Origin of the sequence: Methanobacterium sp. (genome assembly GCF_038562635.1) — an archaeon.
Taxonomy (GTDB): Archaea; Methanobacteriota; Methanobacteria; order Methanobacteriales; family Methanobacteriaceae; genus Methanobacterium_D.
The window spans coordinates 1,688,146-1,707,798 of the sequence record NZ_JBCFBO010000001.1 but is presented as its reverse complement, the minus strand read 5'-3'; the positions used below and the strand labels follow the sequence as shown (position 1 = coordinate 1,707,798).

Annotated in this window: 18 protein-coding genes; 6 read left to right on the top strand and 12 right to left on the bottom strand. The window is 34.0% G+C overall.

Annotation, left to right across the window (positions count from 1 at the left end):
* Nucleotides 1-172 precede the first annotated feature (172 nt).
* Complete coding sequence (locus AAGU07_RS08295) at nt 173-1,399, top strand: MFS transporter (RefSeq protein ID WP_342458642.1); 1,227 nt, start codon at nt 173-175, stop codon at nt 1,397-1,399.
* A gap of 369 nt (nt 1,400-1,768) precedes the next feature.
* Nucleotides 1,769-2,062, top strand: a complete 294-nt coding sequence (locus AAGU07_RS08290) for a ferritin family protein (RefSeq protein ID WP_342458641.1) — start codon at nt 1,769-1,771, stop codon at nt 2,060-2,062.
* A gap of 49 nt (nt 2,063-2,111) precedes the next feature.
* Here AAGU07_RS08290 and AAGU07_RS08285 read toward each other — a convergent pair whose 3' ends face one another.
* The 5 genes from AAGU07_RS08285 to AAGU07_RS08265 form a co-directional block, all read right to left on the bottom strand.
* Nucleotides 2,112-2,891, bottom strand: coding sequence for a fumarylacetoacetate hydrolase family protein (locus AAGU07_RS08285; protein WP_342458640.1), 780 nt, complete (start codon nt 2,889-2,891; stop codon nt 2,112-2,114).
* 187 nt (nt 2,892-3,078) lie between these two features.
* On the bottom strand, nt 3,079-3,378 hold the full coding sequence (locus tag AAGU07_RS08280) for a hypothetical protein (RefSeq protein WP_342458639.1): 300 nt from the start codon (nt 3,376-3,378) through the stop codon (nt 3,079-3,081).
* A 15-nt stretch (nt 3,379-3,393) separates the two neighbouring features.
* A complete protein-coding gene (locus AAGU07_RS08275; RefSeq protein ID WP_342458638.1) occupies nt 3,394-4,341 on the bottom strand; it encodes a metal-dependent hydrolase in 948 nt (315 codons plus the stop codon).
* A 229-nt stretch (nt 4,342-4,570) separates the two neighbouring features.
* The gene (locus AAGU07_RS08270) at nt 4,571-5,260 is read right to left on the bottom strand and encodes an ABC transporter ATP-binding protein (RefSeq protein ID WP_342458637.1); all 690 of its coding nucleotides are present in this window, start codon (nt 5,258-5,260) and stop codon (nt 4,571-4,573) included.
* A complete protein-coding gene (locus AAGU07_RS08265; RefSeq protein ID WP_342458636.1) occupies nt 5,253-6,386 on the bottom strand; it encodes an ABC transporter permease in 1,134 nt (377 codons plus the stop codon). Before AAGU07_RS08265 ends, AAGU07_RS08270 begins: the two co-directional genes overlap by 8 nt.
* A 782-nt stretch (nt 6,387-7,168) precedes the next feature.
* Between AAGU07_RS08265 and AAGU07_RS08260 the strand changes: the two genes are divergently transcribed.
* Complete coding sequence (locus AAGU07_RS08260) at nt 7,169-8,023, top strand: transglutaminase family protein (protein ID WP_342458635.1); 855 nt, start codon at nt 7,169-7,171, stop codon at nt 8,021-8,023.
* Nucleotides 8,024-8,141: 118 nt separating this feature from the next.
* Here the strand turns inward: AAGU07_RS08260 and AAGU07_RS08255 are convergent, their stop codons facing one another.
* From AAGU07_RS08255 to AAGU07_RS08240, 4 genes are all read right to left on the bottom strand, one after another.
* Complete coding sequence (locus AAGU07_RS08255; RefSeq protein WP_342458634.1) at nt 8,142-8,441, bottom strand: hypothetical protein; 300 nt, start codon at nt 8,439-8,441, stop codon at nt 8,142-8,144.
* A gap of 15 nt (nt 8,442-8,456) precedes the next feature.
* A complete protein-coding gene (locus AAGU07_RS08250) occupies nt 8,457-8,750 on the bottom strand; it encodes a winged helix-turn-helix domain-containing protein (RefSeq protein WP_342458633.1) in 294 nt (97 codons plus the stop codon).
* A gap of 1,573 nt (nt 8,751-10,323) precedes the next feature.
* On the bottom strand, nt 10,324-11,007 hold the full coding sequence (locus AAGU07_RS08245; RefSeq protein WP_342458632.1) for an ABC transporter ATP-binding protein: 684 nt from the start codon (nt 11,005-11,007) through the stop codon (nt 10,324-10,326).
* Nucleotides 11,000-12,217: an ABC transporter permease gene (locus AAGU07_RS08240; RefSeq protein WP_342458631.1), complete on the bottom strand. Its 1,218-nt coding sequence runs from the start codon at nt 12,215-12,217 to the stop codon at nt 11,000-11,002. Before AAGU07_RS08240 ends, AAGU07_RS08245 begins: the two co-directional genes overlap by 8 nt.
* 340 nt (nt 12,218-12,557) lie before the next feature.
* Here AAGU07_RS08240 and AAGU07_RS08235 point away from each other — a divergent pair, with 340 nt between their 5' ends.
* A complete protein-coding gene (locus AAGU07_RS08235) occupies nt 12,558-14,381 on the top strand; it encodes a glycosyltransferase family 39 protein (protein WP_342458630.1) in 1,824 nt (607 codons plus the stop codon).
* Nucleotides 14,382-15,312: 931 nt separating this feature from the next.
* On the opposite strand, the gene AAGU07_RS08230 is transcribed toward AAGU07_RS08235, so the two are convergent.
* The 3 genes from AAGU07_RS08230 to hisG form a co-directional block, all read right to left on the bottom strand.
* A complete protein-coding gene (locus AAGU07_RS08230) occupies nt 15,313-15,813 on the bottom strand; it encodes a hypothetical protein (RefSeq protein WP_342458629.1) in 501 nt (166 codons plus the stop codon).
* A gap of 41 nt (nt 15,814-15,854) precedes the next feature.
* Nucleotides 15,855-16,136, bottom strand: a complete 282-nt coding sequence (locus AAGU07_RS08225; RefSeq protein ID WP_342458628.1) for a winged helix-turn-helix domain-containing protein — start codon at nt 16,134-16,136, stop codon at nt 15,855-15,857.
* Nucleotides 16,137-16,335: 199 nt separating this feature from the next.
* Complete coding sequence (gene hisG, locus AAGU07_RS08220) at nt 16,336-17,196, bottom strand: ATP phosphoribosyltransferase (RefSeq protein ID WP_342458627.1); 861 nt, start codon at nt 17,194-17,196, stop codon at nt 16,336-16,338.
* A 473-nt stretch (nt 17,197-17,669) separates the two neighbouring features.
* Here hisG and AAGU07_RS08215 point away from each other — a divergent pair, with 473 nt between their 5' ends.
* Together AAGU07_RS08215 and AAGU07_RS08210 are read left to right on the top strand one after the other, a co-directional pair.
* Nucleotides 17,670-18,962 carry an amidohydrolase family protein gene (locus AAGU07_RS08215; protein ID WP_342458626.1) on the top strand — a complete coding sequence of 431 codons (1,293 nt, stop codon included), beginning with the start codon at nt 17,670-17,672 and terminating at the stop codon, nt 18,960-18,962.
* A gap of 5 nt (nt 18,963-18,967) precedes the next feature.
* Complete coding sequence (locus AAGU07_RS08210; protein ID WP_342458625.1) at nt 18,968-19,648, top strand: HAD family hydrolase; 681 nt, start codon at nt 18,968-18,970, stop codon at nt 19,646-19,648.
* The last annotated feature ends 5 nt before the right edge of the window (nt 19,649-19,653 follow it).

Here is a 19,653-nt window from a genome sequence, read left to right as displayed (position 1 = left end):
CTTTTTTTAATTTTAATTGATTGATAAAAACAGCAGTTTTTTATCTTATTATGAAATAATCGTCAGATTTAGTGCAGCTGGAATTATCTGGCTTAATTTTGTTATAGTAATATGTCAAAATTACAATTGGATAAACGCAATACAGATAAAAACTGTTTAAGAGATGTATAAAATGGATAACAGCAACTTTAATAGTAATTATAAAATACCCTGGAATATCATTATAATTGCAATAATCTTGAATTTCTGTACATGGGCTTTTTTGTTTATCACCCCACCGATGGGAACTATACTGTCTGCAAATCTACATATTTCTCATTTCCAGACAAGTTTACTTTTCAGCGCCCCTATACTTATGATAGCTATAGTAGCAATTCCTGCAGGTATTATCGCTGATAGGATAGGCTTAAAAAGGGCAATTGGAATTGGCGCCATTATTGCATGTATCGGCGCGGTGCTTAGAGGAACAGCATCAACTTATTCGGGGTCCCTCATATTTTCGATCATTTTTGGCTTTGGAATGGGATGTACATTTGCAAACCTGCCAAAACTCGCTCGATCATGCAGTTCCAGCCAGCAGACAAGTTCTGTCATGGGATTTATCACGGGCTTCGGACTACTTGCAGGTATTGGGACAGCTCTGGCCATTACAGTTCCACTGATCTATCCGCTAACTAACAGCTATCAGGGTGTTTTTTACGTGTGGAGTGTACCGCTGCTCGTTGCAACAATTTTGTGGTGGGTTACGGTACGTGAACCACCTTGTCCGAGTGCCGAAATTGAATCTGAACAAACAGGGTCTGTAGGGCTAAAGGATGTATTAAAAGATAAAACGCTATGGCTTCTGGCTTTTATACTTTTACTCCATAATATATTCTTTTATACATGGTCGGGATGGCTTCCAACTTACCTGCTGCAAAAAGGAGTTAGTTTGGGCCTTAGTGGGCTGTTAACATCAGTTATGCTGTGGGTAGGCGTCCCGACTGTAATATTGGTGCCAATGCTGTTTTCAAGGGGTAGCATATCGAAAAGACTGCTTATATGGGTGCCCAGTTTGATATTTGCTTTCCTTGCAATATGGATATTATATGCCTCCGAACTTGCCATCTGGTTTATAATGGCAATTGCAGGAGTTATAAACATCTTACGTTTTAACACATTACTCAGTTTACCTGTAGAAATCATGCCAAAAAAGCATGCAGGGGTTGCTGGCGGTGTTGTTGTAGCAATTGGTTATATCGGTGCGGTAATTGGGCCCAGTATGACTGGACAAATCCTGGACATTACTGGAAGTTTCCAGATTGTTTTTGTTATCCTGGCAGTGTTATCTTTGATAACAATGGGTTTAACTTTTTTAATCCCTTCAGATAGTGAAAAAGAAGTACTAAATACGAAATAGAGAAATAATTCTTGGATTTGAAGCGCTGAAAAATTTTATGGTGGTTTATTATAGTGGCTTTCAAATCTAGTTCTTATTTTTTGCCACATTGACATGATTCATTCGTTTAAATCTATTTTGTGAAATATTATTAATTTTGGGGAGCATTTTGAATTTAATATGTCATTAATTTGCTTTTAAACAGATTTAACACTTTAAATTTGGAAAATGATAAAATATAAAAAATATCAAATCCATATTAAATAATGGAATTTTGGAAGCTCATGTCCATATCTTCTATAAAATTTAATCAACAATTTACGTGGATAACATGTAATATTCCGGCCATGAGCAAATAAAAATTAAATTGTATCTTAAGGGAGTAAAAGAATGTTTTCTAAAGTACCTATAGATATTAATAAAATAAAAAGAGAAAATAAAAATTTAGACCAAGAGCTTCTAAGAATAGCTATAATGGCAGAGTTTGATGCTATTAACCTTTATGAGCAGATGGCAGATATCACTGACGATGAAGACCTTAAAAAAGTTCTTCAAGACGTAGCTCAAGAAGAAAAGACCCATGTTGGTGAATTTCAGACCATGCTTTTAAGAATGGATGAAGAACAGGTCAAAGAGCTTGCAAAAGGTAAAAACGAAGTTGAAGAATTAACTGGGAAAAAATAATTAATTAAAGCAGCTTAAACGAATTTTAAGCATAAATTTACTATTTTTTTTAACCCTTTTTTATAAAATTTTTAAGCATTCCAATTCCTTCAATTGCGACTTCAACAGTATCTCCAATATTCATGGGACCAACACCGGGAGGAGTTCCAGTTGCAATTACATCGCCAGGTTTAAGGGTCATTACATTTGATATGAATTCAACGAGCTCATAAACGTTAAATATCATGTTTTTAGTGTTTGATTTTTGTTTAAATTCTCCATTGAGTTTAAGTGAAATATTTTGATTCATTGGATCTAAATCGGTTTCAATACATGGTCCGATGGGGCAGAATGTGTCAAAACTTTTTGCCCTTGTCCACTGCCCATCTTTTCTCTGTAAATCTCTCGCTGTTACATCGTTTAATGCAGTATATCCTCCTATATAATTTACAGCGTCTTCTGATTTCACATTTCTTGCTTCTTTAGACAAAATAATGCCTAGTTCGCCCTCATAATCAACCTGACGGCTTGAGGCAGGATAAATTATGTTAGCTAAATGTCCTGCTGCGGAGGTTGGGGGTTTCATAAATATTATAGGTTCTTCTGGAAGGTCCATATTGAGTTCTGAGGCATGATCCCTGTAATTTAAGCCAACGCACACAATTTTAGATGGTGAGACTGGGGGCAATACCTTCACTTCTTCAACTTTATAGTTAGTATCTTTTTGGAACTCCTCGATGTTTTTGGAGTTAATTGATTCTATGGTTGAGCGTGAAAGTTCTGTTATATTATTGCCGTTTAATAACCCTGTTTTTTTATGATCATCCTTTAAAAATCGTATAATTTTCATAAATTCACCTTAATCATTCAGAAGTTAATGATGTATCTATTTATAAAAAACAAAACTAATAAATTAGCGTCTTTGTTTATGCCAAATAAAGTCACAATTTTTCAGGAGTTACTAAATTGATTGGTAGAAAATAGCTGTTTTTAACATTAGAACTGATTTATTTTAAATCAAATAATGAAAAAATGGATTAATAATCCCATGTAACCTTTAGAAGTATGGCAAGTGCTATAAATTCTATAATGCTGCTTAAAAATTCATGATTGCCTGAAATCATATCATTATCTAAAATTAAAAGGGCAACGGCAAAAATACTTCTAAGTAGCAGGAATGATGCAAATAACATAAGGCCGATTGTAAACCCTATTTTTATCTGCCTGTAACTTTTGATATAGAGATAAATTAACCCGGATAAAAGGCCCATATTTAAAAATTCCACGCATATGGCCCCAATTTCCGCTGCTCTATATCCTAATAATTCTAATGTCATTTTGGCTCCATTTTTTTAGTTAGATATTGTAACTGTTATATAGTTTCCAGTCCATGAATTCAGGATATCATAGTAAGTTATTTTCCATTCTCCTGAACTGTATGTTGCATTGATTAATGCATAATATGAATTCCATTTAAACCTTTCAACAACTGGAAGGTCATTTGCGGTATTAATGGCATTTTGTGCTGAAGTGTAAGATCCATTTTCAATTGAAGGGGTATTATATGTCCTGATGTTTGATTCTTGATTTTGCAGGGTGTTGTACTCTGATACTATGTAACTGCTGTTTTGTGAATTGCTTTTTACAACGTCCCACATGAACATGTCCTGGGTTGGATAAGTGGATAAATGATTGTAACTTGAGTTTAAAGTTAGAGTCTCGGCATTAATTGCATTTGATTTCTCATAAGCCATTACGCATCCAAATGATACTAAAACAATCATAAAAACTGCCATAGCAGTTCTCTTGTATTTTTGATTTACTTTCAGGTAAATTACAAGCAGTGTAATTACTGCAAGAACGGTTATTATAATGTCAACTGCAGGATATATTTCTGCAGCATACCTGGTAATTGAAAGGGGATAAAATAGGGGAATACCTTTTGTTGTTAGGAAATCGAGGAATAAATGAATAACTGCTCCAAAATATGCAAGTGCAATGGTAGTTTTTGTAAATTCCACGGATATATCGCGCCTTATAATGCTGCTGATAAATCCATTTATCTGCTTTCTTGATAACACATACAAAAAGAGGGTAGATGTCACAAGTGCAAATATAAAAGAGTGAGTAATTCCTCTGTGTGCCAAAATGAAAAGCTGGGGAGATAACAATCCAATCCATGTGACAAAAATAGTGTCAAAATCAAGTGAAATACCACCAAAGGCTCCTGCAAGTTTATTCTTGCTACCAATTGCCGCTAAAATGATGTAAGGTACTAAAAAATGTGTTATTAAGTCCATTTTATCTCCTATAAATGTGTTTATACTGCTTTGTATTTCATTTGATTTAAAGCCACTATGTGTCAGTAATTTTTAATCTTTAAAGAGAATCCCGCCATAAAGAAAGGAGGTTTTGTCAAAATCGAAGCATGCAAACACGAAGTGTTTGAAAGATTCTTTTGTCAAAAATCACAGATTTTTGATAGATTTTGATACATTGGAGTTACCCGCCCGCTCTTTAAAGTTTAAGTTAGGATATATTGTTCGTTTTCTCCTCTAAAATTTTACCGTCACGCACTGTAATAATCCTGTCGGCCATATTTGCAACGTAGGGCTCGTGTGTTACCATAACAAGAGTTACATTTTCCTTTTTGTGAAGATCTTTAAGTAAATCTAAAATGATATCTCCTGTTTTAGAATCTAAAGCTCCTGTTGGTTCATCTGCTAGAATAATGGATGGATTATTAACTAATGCTCTTGCGATGGCCACACGTTGTCTTTCTCCACCTGAAAGTTTGGTCGGCCTTTGATTGATCCTGTCCTCAAGATCTACTGATTTTAAAAGTTCTAAAGCTCTTTTTTCCATGTCTTTACCTGAAATGGAGGTCCCAATCATGGGGATCTGGACATTTTCAAGCACTGTAAGGTTTGGGATCAGGTTATGGAGCTGGAACACAAAGCCAATTTCCTGTGATCTAAATTTACTTAGATCCTTGGTTTTGGTCAGGTCAATACCTGCTACTTCGACACTGCCTTCACCAGCAGTGTCAAGTGCCCCGATCATGTTAAGGAGGGTTGATTTTCCGGAACCTGACGGCCCTATAATGGAAACAAATTCTCCTTTTTTAATTTCAAGGTCTATTCCATTTAAGGCTTTTATTTTGCCTTTATCATAGCTTTTTTTGAGGCCTTTAATCTCAATAATGTTTTCATTATTCATAGCGCAGTGCCTCCGTTGGTGCTAGTCTGCTTGCTCTGTAAGCTGGATAGATTCCTCCAATGATTCCTACAAGGAAGGCAATTCCAAATGCTCTTAAAAACAGATCAAGCGAGAATACTGGCTTAATCATAGTTCCAAATGTTGCAGAATATGATAGGAGAACTTCAACACCTACTACACCTATAATAGTACCGACTATGGCCGCCATGATGGTAAGTACAATTGATTCACCCAGTATCATACCAAGTATTCTTCTACCTCTCCATCCTACAGCTTTTAGAACTCCAATTTCACGTGTTCTCTCGTATACTGACATTATCATGGTATTGATAACTCCAACTCCACCTATAACTATTGCAAGGAGTGAAATTGCCCATGTGGCTGTATTAATGGCTCCTAGTGCGTCATTTATTCTGCCTGCCTGATCTGCTGCGGTTACTGTTGATAATTCGTTAGGATATTCATCTTCAATGTGCTGACTTACCTCTGTTACATTGGCATTTTCAGTTACTTTAACTGCAATGGTACTGATTTTACCGTCGTTACTGGTTAAATTCTGGAGGGTATTTAAAGGCATGAATGCTCCTGCGTCCTGTATGAAACTCCCTGTTTCAAATATTCCTGTAATTTTGAAATTTTTACCAAATATTGTAATATTGTCTCCAACTGATTTGTTAAGATCTTCAGCAGCTGTTTTACCAAGTATGATCTCGTTTGTACTTCCATTTGAGTAGATCGTTCCATTTATGCTGTCTACTCCCATGAGACTTAATTTGCTGCTGTCTATACCGCTTATGGAAAGACCGTTACCTGAACTACCTTCTATGTTTGTTGTAGCTCTTAAAATCCCTGCAGCTTCTTTCACGCCGCTTGTATTGGAAATATTGGCTACACGGCTTTCATTGATACTGCCTGATGTTGATCCAAATTCGTTAGAACCAGTATGTGTTACTGTAATTTCAGCAGCCCCTGCTTTAAGGGTGCTTTGTGTGGATGCTTGAAGACCACTGGTGACAAGGCCCAGTGCTACAATAGTTGCAATCCCAATTGCAATACCCACAATTGCAAGGGAGGTTCTTGTTTTATTTCTGAATGGATTTTTTATAATTAATCCTAAATAATTCATGATTCAATACTCCTGTCTGAAATTTTATAATACTTAACTGACAGCCATTTTTTTAATAACCAGTATTTAAATAAGTTTTTCAAAATTAGGTGTAAATTATATACAAATCTTTTACAAATCTCTTTATAAATTAACATAAAAAGTGCTGATTTTAAGTAATACGTATTTATGGCATGTATGGTTGTTTTTAGATTTAAAATATTGGTAAAAGCGGCTTTTATTTATATATCTCTTTTTAAATTAAGTTGGGGCTGTTTTTAATAGTTTAAACTCGGGACTTATAATGCAAATGTCTGTGATGGGGATACAATTTAGTTTAAACACGCTTTAATTATGTAAAATAGCATTATTATGCCTTTTTTTGGAAAAAATATTGTATTATGCAGCTTTATTTAATTGAAGGAAGTAATGTAATGTAAATACATATTTAAATATTCCCTTTTATGTAAATATCATTTTATATGCCCTTATTTTCTTAAATAAGTAACTGAATGATTATATTGATTTATGTTCATGATGAATATCTTTAATACGTTTTTAAAACAATAAAAGGATTATAATAAATCTTTTATGGTTATTTTGAATCAAAATATTTATATATGCTTCTTTTTAGAACATAATTATGTCTGAAAATTGATTTAAGGACGTAAATCTAACTATATATTAAGTTTGCGGAAAAATTTATTATATTTATAGTAAATTTTCAGGCATTTGGAGGCGGTACAATTAAGCGAGTTTCGCGTTTTGCATTTGCTGGCCTGTTAGCGTTAGCACTATGCATTTTGCCCATTTCAAATGGGTTAAGTTATTTAGACGAATCACAGACGACTATTATCGGTGATTCAAACAATGTAAATGGAGTTTCAGTTGCAGAAACTCAAAAATCGATCGGAGTACAGGTAAATGCGGCTAGTACTGTATATAAAAAGGTATATACAAAAGTAAAGTACAAATACTGGTATAAGTCATGGTATAAATCATGGTACAAGTACCAAGGTAAGTGGAAATACAAGTGGAAATATACCTGGAAATACACGTGGAAGTATAAATGGGTAGTAACATACAAAAAAGTTACAACATCCAGTTCGACTACTTCTAGCTCGAGTAGCGTTAGTTCATCTAGTACATCCAGTAAATCTAACACGACCAATAGCTCAAATTCTAATTCTAGTACATCTAGTTCATTAACAAAATATCTAAAAGCCACAACGAACTGTCAGTCAACCAGTACTACTATAAAATCAAAGGCTAAATCAATTACAAGCGGTAAAACATCTAGTTATGCCAAGGCTGTAGCTGTATATAACTATGTAAGGGATAAATTAGGTTATTCTTTCTATTATAATACTAAGTATGGGGCTGTAGGTACTCTTTCTAAAAAGACGGGAAATTGTTGTGATACTGCTCATTTATTAGTTGCTCTTTCAAGAGCTTCGGGATTGCCTGCTCGATATGTACATGGTTACTGTAAATTTTCAAGCGGCAGCTGGTATGGTCATGTCTGGGCAGAAATATATGTAAATGGTAAATGGTATAAAGCAGATGCAACCAGTTCTAAAAACTCATTTGGAGTTGTAAATAACTGGAAAACATCGACCGCAACAATATATGGTAAATATGCATCATTACCGTTTTAGGTAGCTATTTACTACTCTATTTTTTTTGAATTTTTAACTTTGAAATAACTATCTGATAAAATGGACTATTTTAGAAATGTATGGCAAAAATAGTTACATTAAAACGTTATAACTGGCTTTAATAGTCCCAAGTAATCTTCAATAATATGGCGAGCGCTATAAATTCGATAAAACCACCGATCAGTATCTGTCTACCTGTTAACATGTCGCTATCTATAATTAAAAGTGCAATGGTTAAAATACTTCTAATTAAAAGAACTGATGCAAATAGTATAAGCCCTACGGTAAATCCGATCTTTATCTGCCTGTAGCTTTTAATATAAAGATAGAGTAATCCTGATAAGAGGCCAATATTTGCGATCTCTATACCAATAGCTGCTGTTTTAATTAATGCTAATCCAAATAGTTCTAATGCCATTTTAATCCCTATAAATCAATTATCTTTTTTCCCATCTTGTACTTGTTTCCAGATGGTTTCAAAATCCCTGTAATTTTTTTCCATATTCTCTGAAAGGAAGTACATCTTACCGTATTTTTCTCCAGCAGATTTAACAACTTCACTGTCCTCTAAAATTTTTATATGATGCCTAATGGTTCTATAATTGACATTTAACTCTTCAGCAAGTTGATGTGCGTTGTAAGGCCTTTCCTTTAACTTTTTAATAATTTTGGCACGGTTTATTCCTCCCCTCGTACCAAGGATTAACCACCAAAGCACTTTTTTCATAATTTATCCCTTTTTGCATTATTTGAAATGATTTTTTAAGATATTCTGGTTTAATTCCTTTAAATTATTTTACTTTTAATTAATAAATAATAACTGGATTGTGCAGTATGGTTAAATTTTAAAAGTAGGTTAGGTGTTAGATTTTTATGAAGAAACGGAAAATGTATAAACAATTTTTTTAGTATATTCCTAGTTTAATTAAATGTTCTGAACTTTAAAATTCTAAATATGTGATCTTTACTCAAATAAAAACAATATCCAATAAATACTAAAAAATTAATCAAAACTCCAATCATTGAAAATGTCTTAAAACTAGATTAAATGGCCTTAAAATCCTTAAAATTCATTTAATAATATTTTGTACTTTTAAGAGAAAAGCGTAATTTACTTTAAATTATATTAAATAAGCTGCCAAACAATTCTATTCTTATACAATTTCTTAAAGCCCTAAAATAGATTGTTTCAGTTAATGCAGTTATTTAAAAAAAAATTTAAAATTATATTTTTAAAAAATTAAAGTATAAGGAAGTTGAGGAAAATTCATAGAATTTTCCGAACCTTTGGAAATCGAAGATTTCCAATGTACCAAACGCAAAGCGTTTGAGGACACCAAAAATCCATGGGATTTTTGGAGGTTGAAAGAAATGCATAGCATGCAAACATGAAGTGTTTGCTGTTACAAAATCGAAGATTTTGTAAACATTTCCTGAACCCAAAAACCTTCGGTTTTTGGAGGCACCCACCCGCCCAGTAATTATAAAATAAAAAAGTTAAGCGACACCATTTTTGTCTATAATTACCCGTAATTTACATTTAAATACTTTTTAATTCTTTTTTGATTGTAAGTGCTGTAATATGGAGTTTTATACTTACATCTTTAACAAAAAATTTTATTGAACCTGAAATTTTTCCCGCCCTATTGTCCTTGGATGAACCAACAAAGTAGAGGACAAATTTTCATTCACTTAATGGCCTCTTATGATTAAAAGATGACTAAAAGAGGCATGACCTCACATAGGAGAAACATTAAATGGTTTATGGATACTTGCAAAACTGTCAAAAATCTGTGATTTTTGACGCCTGCAAAAACCTATGGTTTTTGCGGCCGAGGAAATAAATTTCCTCCGGCATGTAAAAATCTGCGATTTTTACGGTTGCGAATTGAAAATTCGCAAACATAGAAAAATGTTGTCAAAATCATCAAAAATCGAATTTTCGATTTTTGGGAGATAGGAAATGCTACGCATTTCCTATATTTTCAATTTTGACACCGCGAAAATCAAAGATTTTTCGCATGCCATGCATTTTTCTACAGCTTTGTTTTGCGCTCCGAAATCGTAGATTTCGAGAGCTTGCAGGGCTCCCACCCGCCATGCAATTAAGATTTAATTTTTAGTTTTTTTAGATATCACCGCCTGTTATAGCTATTTTATGTGTTGGAATGTATCACAAAAACTTAAATTATCACACAAAAATACATTCTGTACTTTCGCTTTTTGATATCACCTTCTTAGACATGTTTAGAAAGTCTCCCGCCCAATATACGGAGATGGACCGCCCGCCGCTTTCTATATTAAACATGCGTTTTTTCGTCTTTGATTTCACCATCCAGTACTGTTATAACTCTGTCGGCCATATTTGCCACATCTGGGGAGTGTGTTACTACAATCAAGGTTACATTCTCTTTTTTGTGGATATCTTTAAGTAGATCCAGAATAACATTCTGTGTTTTTGAATCCAAGGATCCAGTTGGTTCGTCTGCTAAAATGATGGATGGATGATTGACAAGAGCTCTTGCTATTGCAACTCTCTGTCTTTCACCACCTGAAAGCTTTGTAGGTTTCTGGTTGATTTTATTTTCGAGATTCACTGATTTTAAAAGTTCTAAAGCTCGCTTTTCCATCTGTTCATCTGAAAGGGGTGTTTCAATCAGGGGAATCTGAACGTTCTCAAACACGGTAAGGTTTGGAATCAGGTTATGCAGCTGGAACACGAATCCAATTTCATCTGATCGAAACTTACTTAAATCCTCATCTCGAGTTAAATCCGTGCCTGCTACACTTATGCTACCTTCATCTGCGTTATCAAGCGCTCCAATCATGTTAAGGAGGGTTGATTTCCCAGAACCGGACGGTCCTATGATGGAAACAAATTCTCCTTCTTTAATTTCAAGATTTATGCCGTTTAGTGCCATTATTTGTCCATCTTCATAGCTTTTTTTGAGATCTTTGATTTCAATGACATTTATATCATTCATAGCGCAGTGCCTCCGTTGGTGCTAGTCTGCTTGCTCTGTAAGCGGGATATATTCCACCTACAAGCCCTAAGAATAATGCAACTCCAATTCCTTTGAGCAGCAGGTATGCTGAAAATGCAGGTTCAATTCCCCTCATAAGATTGGTGGCAGATATGATCTCTACAACACCTATTCCGACAACCAATCCAACCAGGATAGCTATTACTGACAGGACCAGAGATTCTCCCAGTATCATCGTCATAATTCTCTGTCTAGTCCACCCAATGGCTCTTAAAACCCCAATTTCTCGTGTTCTTTCGGATACTGCCTTCATCATAGTAACAACAACGACTATTCCTCCAACTATAACTGCAAGTAATGAAACTGCCCATGAACCTGAGTTGATAACATCAAGCCCGCTGTTCATCCTGTCCATTCCGGATAATGAGGTCGATGTCGATAATTCATTTGGATATTTCTGTTCGATGGTATCTGCCAGATCTGTAGCACTGGCGCCGTCGGCTGCTTTAACCAGAATTAATGAAACTTCTCCAGTGTCTCCCGTCAGATTTTGAAGTTTTGATAGGGACATGACTACCCCTTGATCATCTTGGAAGTTGCCTGTTTCATAAGTCCCTACAATTTTGAAAGTTTGATTGGATATGTTTAGAGTATCACCTATGCTTTTATTCAACCTTTGAGCAGCGGTTTTACCTATTATCACTTCATTTCCGTTACTGTAGGTAGTACCATTGGTTATAACAATGTCGTCCATGCTCAGATCACTGCTGTCAATTCCTATTACACTGTACATGTTCATTCTGAAGTTTCCTTGTGGGCCTGCAGATTCACTTGTACTATTGCTGCTACTGCTGTTGGTACTATTATCGCTTAAGTCTATATTGGTTCTTAGAACACCTGTTGCATTACCGACACCTGATATTTGCTGGATTTCACTAACTTTACTTTCATTAATCAGCTGCTGTCCACCCATACCACCTGAGGGTCCTCCGCCCCCTTCAGATCCTCCACTTCCACTATTGGTCCCATATATTACTGAAAAATCAGCAGCACCGGCAGTTAGTGCTTTTTGGGTAGATGCGGAGAGGTTGTCAGTTACAAGACCAAGTCCTACCACTGCAGCCACGCCTATTGCAATTCCAAATACTGCCAGTAAACTCCTTGATTTATTCCTAAATATGTTTTTTATAATCAAATTCCTGAATTTCATGCTTTTTTGTTTAAATAGCTCTATTTAAGTAATTATTCCAGATTTAAGTCCAAATCTATACTAATTATACCCAAATCTCTACCAAATTTTAGGTCGTATTCATAAAATTGAAAACAGATACAGATCACTAAAAAAATAAAATCCTATTTTCAGCCTTAGAAATATTTCATAACTATTTTAGAATTTAATTGTAAATTTGGATTAGTATATGGATTATTATCTAAAAACAGCGGAATTCCGGCATATTTTGGGCTAAATTTGGGAAAAGCTTTATATTCATTCTAGCTCTTAATTTGAGCACAGATATTATTATAAAAAAACTTCAAAGAGCGAAATCTTCATGTTTACAAACAAAATTAAAGAAAAATGGTGGATTATAGCCTTATTGGGTATATTTATATTCTCATTTATACTGGATATGTATGTATTAACACGTTATAACTTATCTTACGGAATGGACGGCCCTTTTTATGATCTTCAAGTTTTAAATATACTTAAAACAGGTCTTCCTGCCAGTAATGATCCTCCGCTTGTTTACTATATACTTACTCCATTTGTAGCACTGAGCGGAAATTCGTTCTTTGGAATAAAAATTGGGATGGCTTTAGTTGGGTCACTTATGGCATTTCCTGCATTTTTACTTACAGAGATGTTTAGTGAAAAGCTTGACATAGTATCTAAGATCCCGGCTCTTTTAAGTGCATTTCTGATAACTGTAAACATATTTTACTTCCAGATGATTGGAGATTTCATGCAAAATTTGGTGGGTGTATTCTTCCTGCTTCTCTTAATATATTTTGCAGTTAAGTGGCTTGAAAATCCCGAAGAATGGAAAAAATATGGAACTCTGGCGATTGCGATTCTCCTATGTAACATATTTACACATATTTATACTGGAATACTTGCAGTTATTTTGTTTATTTCTCTTTTACTGTTTAACTGGATTTTAATATCTTATAAAACAGGTAAAGTTGAAATGAAAGGTTTAAAAATACTGGGAATAGTTAGTATTTTAGTTATGGGAGGATTAGCAGTTTTATTTGCTGTATATCCCTATATGTTCTCTAAATTCACTACTGTACTTTCATTCCTGAATAATTCATCTACAAGCAGTTCCAATTTAACTGGAGGAAGTTTTGTCAATCCAGTAATATTTTTAACTGTTCCTTTCATTTTAGGAGTGCTTGTTACTATACATATTTTCTATAATGGGCTTAAAGAAAAGATAAATGTAGAAAGAAAGGCAATAAGTAGAAAAACACTTTTATCATGGGCTTATTTGGTACTAACAGTAATTTTAATTAGTTTGACTGTGGCGCCTTCTGTGGACTCTCAATATAAAAGCAGGTTCATAGAGCTGGCATTTGTTCCAATTGCCCTTATGGTGCCATTAGGCTTAAAATTCATTGAAAACTGGCTGTCAAAAAGATACCCTTCTAAAAGAAGGTTAAAAGTAGTAGGGTTAATAAGTTTAATAGCAGTTATATTTGCCATATCAAGTTTTTATACTGCTACTGAAGAATTCTCAGGTATGGGGCCAAGTATCACTTCGGACCAGTATAATAACCTGGTTTCTCTCAAAGAAAATCTTACAGCTAATAATATTGACACAAATGGCATAATACTGGTCGATGACTATCATACTGGTTACTGGGTAGAATACGTGCTTGGAATGCAGGTAGAAACAGGAAACCTGAGTGAAATACAGAAAGAATATCCAAACCGAACTATATATGCGGTCACTTTGACGCAGAATAGTCAGTCTCAATTAAAAGGAAGTTCAGAATATTCCTGGAATCCACTGCTTCCTTATTCATTCCCATTTGGGGGATGGAATTTCGGCAATTCATTTAATTCAATTGGTAGCCAAAAGCAGTTTTCGCAGAATATGTCTGGTTCTCCTCCTGGAGATTTAGGAAATGCAACTGGACAGAATCGATCTGGTACTCCTCCAAACGGTTTAGGAATTAGGGGACAAAATAATGAAAATTCTCCATTTAACGTTACTGGAACTGGTCCAGATAATGTTGCAGATGGTGGAACTGGTCCAAGTAATGGAGGTTCCTCTGGAGGTATGTCAAATCAAAACTTAAACCAGATAATATCTAATTATGGGACCTTAATTTTCAGTGGAAATGGTTTTAAGATATATAAACTATCTTAAAATCTTCTATTTCAACGATTTCATACAGATAAACGAAACTAAATTTTTTAACATTGCAGATGTAATCTGTAAAATAAAGCTTGGAAAAACACTAATACTTCTTTTTAGTGGAAATAAAGCTAATTAATATTTCCATATCTAAAATTAACTGATAAATTTCTATTTAATCTCGTTTTCTAATTCTTTTTAAATTAGAAGTTAATATTTTTAAGATTAACATGCTAAAATATAATTAATTCTAAATTAAAATAAAAAATTGTCTTACCTCCATGTGTATTTAATATTGGATGTTGAAGAAAAATACTTCGTATTTTCTGAACCCACAATAAAAAATATTTTCAATATTTTTGGAGGTTATTAAAATTCAGAATGAATTTTGTAACCCAAAAAAATTGAAAATTTTTTTTGGAGGTGACCCACCCACTGTGCAATATAATCTTCTATGAGCGAAAGGGGATTCAAAGAGGCTAAGCCTCACATAGAAGATATTAAGCGACATATTTGGATACTTGCAGGTGCCCGCCAACCTGCAATTAATATTCTGTTTTTAATTTTTTGATATCACCTGTAATTAGTTCATTATTTTATATTGAGAGGTTTCAGTATACGGAAAGATGGTGAGATGATTTAACCTCTCAATATATGTAATTATACTTTTAACTTATTTGTTCCCGATTTTTAATAATTCGGTTCATGTACTTCACGTTTTAATGTTGGAGTGCTAAATTTAAGTATTTATTCCAGATTTATACCCAAATCTATACCAAATGTTGCTGTGAAAAGAAGCTTATCAAAATATTACTGATTTTTCTAAGTGATTTAAAAAAAGAAATGATATTTGGAGTAATTATATTAAAATACTGATTTTTTAGCTAATATTTAAAAAAAGGAATGAATATTTAATTATATCTAAAAAGGGGGTAAAATAAGTTTAGTCCAATGTGATCTTTAAAAGGACTGATAGAGCTATAAGCTGGATCACATTAATGGAAGATAACGGGAATTGAGGTCTGTCTATATCAAAACCATGCTGACCCATACCCATAACCAGATTTAAGATCAAAAATCCGGTAGATACAACGTTTTGAAGCAGTAATAACGAAGCAAATACTAAAAGGCCCATGGTAAATTTGGATTTGAGCTGCCTGTAATTTTTCATATAGATATAAATTAGTGCTATTAATAAGCAGATATTTGCAATTCCAACCACGATAGATAGATATGAGGTTCCTATGCCTCCGATATCAATTCCATTTGGGCCTATATGAAAAGGTCCTAAAGTGATACCGCCATCATGTATGCCGCTATCTATATGTGGTGCACCCTGCCCTATACCAATATCGGGGTTCATGTTCGTACCGTTGGGCATATTTGTAAAATGGGGACCAATATCTGTACCGTTTGGCGTTGTGTTTGTGGAATTTTGTATCATTTTATATCCTCTACTATCTCAATTCTTTGCATTTTAAATATCTACTTTTTCCCAATTTGTTCCCAAATCTCGTTGAAAACATCATAGTTTTTTTCCATATTTTCTGTTAGAAAATACATTTTACCGTATTTTCCTCCTGTGGACTTAATGATGCCGTTGTCTTCTAAAACTTTAATATGGTGCCTTATAGTTTTGTAATCAAGCTGTAGTTCTTCAGAAAGCTGGTTTGCATTATATGGTCTTTCATTTAATGACTTAATTATTTTGGCACGGTTTAATCCACCTTTCATTCCGGCGATTAACCACCACAACAGCTTTTTCATGTAATCACTTGTGAGAATTAGGACATTGTTCTATTTATTTTTATGACTTAAAAACCTGGTTAATAAAATTATTTTTGCCATGTATATGAGTTATACTTCAATTAAATTGTAATTTTGATATGGTAATTATCTTAACATGTAGTTGATAATCCACATGAAAGATATAATTACATTATTTACATAAATTTCATAGATCGATTTATATTATTCGCTCAATTGGTACAACCAGAATATCTTTTGCACCTATTTTTTTAAGCCTGTTTACGGTATTAAAGACTTCACGTTCATCTACAACTGCCTGAACTGCCACAATATCTTTATTTGAAACAACTTGAGAAACAGTTGGTCCTGTAAGCCCAGGCATTGCGTTTTTAACATCTTCAAGGAATTCTTTATTGACATTCATCATAACGAGCTTTTTGCCCTCTGCATCTAGAACTCCTTTTATACCTGTCCGTATGGCTTCTATTTTTTCGTTTTTGTCTTTAAAACTTTCTTTATTTGCAATTAGTTTTATGGAACTTTCAAGTATGGTATCTATAATCTTGAGATGGTTCATTTTGAGTGTTGTACCTGTACTTGTGAGGTCCGCGACAATATCTGCAACACCTATAAATGGCGCAATTTCGGTTGATCCACTTAATTCAACTATTTTAACGTTTATGCCCTTATTTTCAAGGTATTTTTTTGTTAGATTTGGAAATTCTGTGGCTACAATGGCACCGTCGTCTATATCTAATATGTTGTTAATTCTGGAATCTTCAGGCACCGCTAAAACAAGTTTGGCACTTCCAAAATTAAGATCCTCTAAAATTTCAACATCTGCTTCTTTTTCTTCTATTAAATCAAGGCCGGTTATTCCAAGGTCTGCTGCACCGTCTGCAACAAATTCGGGAATATCTGCAGCCCTTGTAAACATAACGTTTGTATCTTTGTCATATGTTTCTGAGAAGAGCTTTCTATTTGCCGTATCTTTAATACCAATTCCTGCTTTTTCTAAAAGTTTAACTGCAGGATCACTTATCCTTCCTTTTGATGGAAGCGCTATTTTCAACTGCATATGCGTCCTCCCTGTAAAATTGATTAAATAATTATCTTTATGGTGAATAACTAAATTACTGCTAATTTAAATCATGTTTTGTTTTAAACGTGCAAAAACCATATGTTTTTGTGGTTAAATAATCCCTTGATTATTTAACCATGATTAAATGAATTTAAGGGGATATATATTTTATAAATCTAGTTCGTTATTCACTATACGTAGTTTAACATGTACTTTATATATTTTGGATAAAGGTTATTAAAGGCTTTATGCCCAATTTGAAATTAAATACCATAATATTGTCTTATATTGTACAATGTATACTTTTAAAACTTTGGTAATAGTATGTTGTTAAATGATTTATATCATACAAACTTTATTATATTTCATACAAATCTATTTTATGCAAAATGTATTTTTAGACTTTAATAAATAAGATAGTAGATATTTATTTAAATTAATCTAAAATTTAAATATTAACAGGTGGTCCAATGGAAACAACAAGTATTTTAATAGATAACGTTACTATACTGGGCGATGAGATTAAAAAAGGTTCAGTAATTGTAGAGAATAATAAAATTGTAGAAATAACTGAAATACCAGGCTCATGCAGTGCTGATGAGGTAATAAATGGTGAAAAAAAAGTTCTTATGCCTGGACTTGTAAATACACATACTCATCTTTCAATGACACTTATGAGGGGGCTTGCAGATGATTTACCTCTTGATACATGGTTAAATGATCATATTTGGCCTGTGGAGGCTAATTTAACAGGTGAATACTGTTATGCTGGAGCTTTACTGGCATGTATTGAAATGATAAAATCGGGGACCACTGCATTTAATGATATGTACTTTTTTATGGATGATGTGGCGAAAGCAGTTGATAAATCTGGTTTAAGAGGTATGTTATCACACGGGATGATAGACCTTGGAGATGAAGAGAAGAGAAAAGCAGAATTTAGGGAAACCATGAGGATAATAGAAAAATGCCATGATACTGCAGAAGGGAGAATAAAAGTCGCATTTGGGCCACACGCACCTTACACATGTTCAACCGAACTTTTAAAAGAAGTAAGAGAAAAAGCAAGTAAATTAGGGCTTAAAATCCATATTCATGTGGCTGAAACTGAATTTGAAGTTGGGCAGATAAAGGAGTCCTACGGTGCAAGACCTTTTGAATACCTTGATGAAATAGGTTTCCTGGCAGATGATGTAATAGCAGCACATGCTGTATGGCTTTCAGATAAAGAAATAGAAATAATTAAAGAGAACGATGTGAAATTATCCCACAACCCTGCAAGTAACATGAAACTGGCGTCAGGAATATCTCCAGTTTCTAAATTAGTTGAAAGCGGCATAAATGTATCACTTGGAACTGACGGTGCAGCATCAAATAACAATTTAGACTTGTTTGAAGAGATGAAACTGGCAGCACTGCTTCAAAAAGTTAACACGGGGGATTCTACTGTACTTCCAGCTGAAAAAGTGCTTGAAATGGCTACAATTGATGGTGCTGCTGCTTTAGGTCTTGAAAATGAAATTGGCAGCATTGAAGTTGGGAAAAAGGCTGATCTCGTACTTGTTGATATGAAAACTCCTAGTTTAACTCCATTTAGACATCCAGTATCTCATGTTGTGTATGCTGCAAATGGCGGTGATGTCGATACTGTAATTTGTAATGGGGAAATCTTGATGAGAAATAAAGTGTTAGAAGTGCTTGATGAGGCTGAAGTGATCCAGCTTGCTGAAGACGCTGCAGAGGAACTTTTATCAAAAAGCTGATTTTCATGAATAAGCTGGTCTTATTTGATATCGACAAAACGTTAATAGATAGGTCTATATGCCACCACGTGGCATTCTCCTATGCTTTTAAAAAGGTTTATGGCGTTACTGTAGATATCTGCATCATTAATTATGCTGGAATGACCGATCCACAGATCGCAGTTGAAGTTCTTAAGTGTGTTGGGCTTGATGAGAATTTAATTAAGACTAAGCTAGATGAATGTATGGGAGCAGTTGTTGATTATTTTAAAGAAAATGCAGAAAAAGAAGACATTTCTGCTTTAGATGGGGTAAAAGAACTTTTAGATACACTGGAAAATAAAGTGATTATTGGTTTAATTACGGGTAATTTAAAACCAATTGCTTTAGAAAAAATGAAAAAAGCAGGTCTAAGTCGTTACTTCCAGGTAGGGGGGTTTGGAAGCGACAATATAAATAGGACAGAGCTAGTTAAAACTGCCATTGGGAGGGCTAAGGATGCCCATGATTTCGATGGAAGTGAAGTTTTTGTTATCGGAGATACTCCCCGTGATATAAAAGCAGGGTTTGAAGCAGGTGCTAAGACTGTAGGGGTTGCAACAGGGAGATACTCAAAAGAAGAGCTTAAAGATTCAGGGGCTGATTTTGCTTTTAATAATTTAAAGGATAAAGAAAAAATAGTTGATATTATACTTGAAAATTCTTAATTTTA

Bases quoted from the DNA above. Each gene is read 5' to 3' on its own strand.
- hisG (WP_342458627.1), bottom strand. From the start codon at position 17,196: ATGCAGTTGAAAATAGCGCTTCCATCAAAAGGAAGGATAAGTGATCCT.
- AAGU07_RS08295 (WP_342458642.1), top strand. From the start codon at position 173: ATGGATAACAGCAACTTTAATAGTAATTATAAAATACCCTGGAATATC.
- AAGU07_RS08230 (WP_342458629.1), bottom strand. From the start codon at position 15,813: ATGATACAAAATTCCACAAACACAACGCCAAACGGTACAGATATTGGT.
- AAGU07_RS08225 (WP_342458628.1), bottom strand. From the start codon at position 16,136: ATGAAAAAGCTGTTGTGGTGGTTAATCGCCGGAATGAAAGGTGGATTA.
- AAGU07_RS08265 (WP_342458636.1), bottom strand. From the start codon at position 6,386: ATGAATTATTTAGGATTAATTATAAAAAATCCATTCAGAAATAAAACA.
- AAGU07_RS08255 (WP_342458634.1), bottom strand. From the start codon at position 8,441: ATGGCATTAGAACTATTTGGATTAGCATTAATTAAAACAGCAGCTATT.
- AAGU07_RS08245 (WP_342458632.1), bottom strand. From the start codon at position 11,007: ATGAATGATATAAATGTCATTGAAATCAAAGATCTCAAAAAAAGCTAT.
- AAGU07_RS08250 (WP_342458633.1), bottom strand. From the start codon at position 8,750: ATGAAAAAAGTGCTTTGGTGGTTAATCCTTGGTACGAGGGGAGGAATA.
- AAGU07_RS08290 (WP_342458641.1), top strand. From the start codon at position 1,769: ATGTTTTCTAAAGTACCTATAGATATTAATAAAATAAAAAGAGAAAAT.
- AAGU07_RS08210 (WP_342458625.1), top strand. From the start codon at position 18,968: ATGAATAAGCTGGTCTTATTTGATATCGACAAAACGTTAATAGATAGG.
- AAGU07_RS08280 (WP_342458639.1), bottom strand. From the start codon at position 3,378: ATGACATTAGAATTATTAGGATATAGAGCAGCGGAAATTGGGGCCATA.
- AAGU07_RS08215 (WP_342458626.1), top strand. From the start codon at position 17,670: ATGGAAACAACAAGTATTTTAATAGATAACGTTACTATACTGGGCGAT.
- AAGU07_RS08240 (WP_342458631.1), bottom strand. From the start codon at position 12,217: ATGAAATTCAGGAATTTGATTATAAAAAACATATTTAGGAATAAATCA.
- AAGU07_RS08275 (WP_342458638.1), bottom strand. From the start codon at position 4,341: ATGGACTTAATAACACATTTTTTAGTACCTTACATCATTTTAGCGGCA.
- AAGU07_RS08285 (WP_342458640.1), bottom strand. From the start codon at position 2,891: ATGAAAATTATACGATTTTTAAAGGATGATCATAAAAAAACAGGGTTA.
- AAGU07_RS08270 (WP_342458637.1), bottom strand. From the start codon at position 5,260: ATGAATAATGAAAACATTATTGAGATTAAAGGCCTCAAAAAAAGCTAT.
- AAGU07_RS08235 (WP_342458630.1), top strand. From the start codon at position 12,558: ATGTTTACAAACAAAATTAAAGAAAAATGGTGGATTATAGCCTTATTG.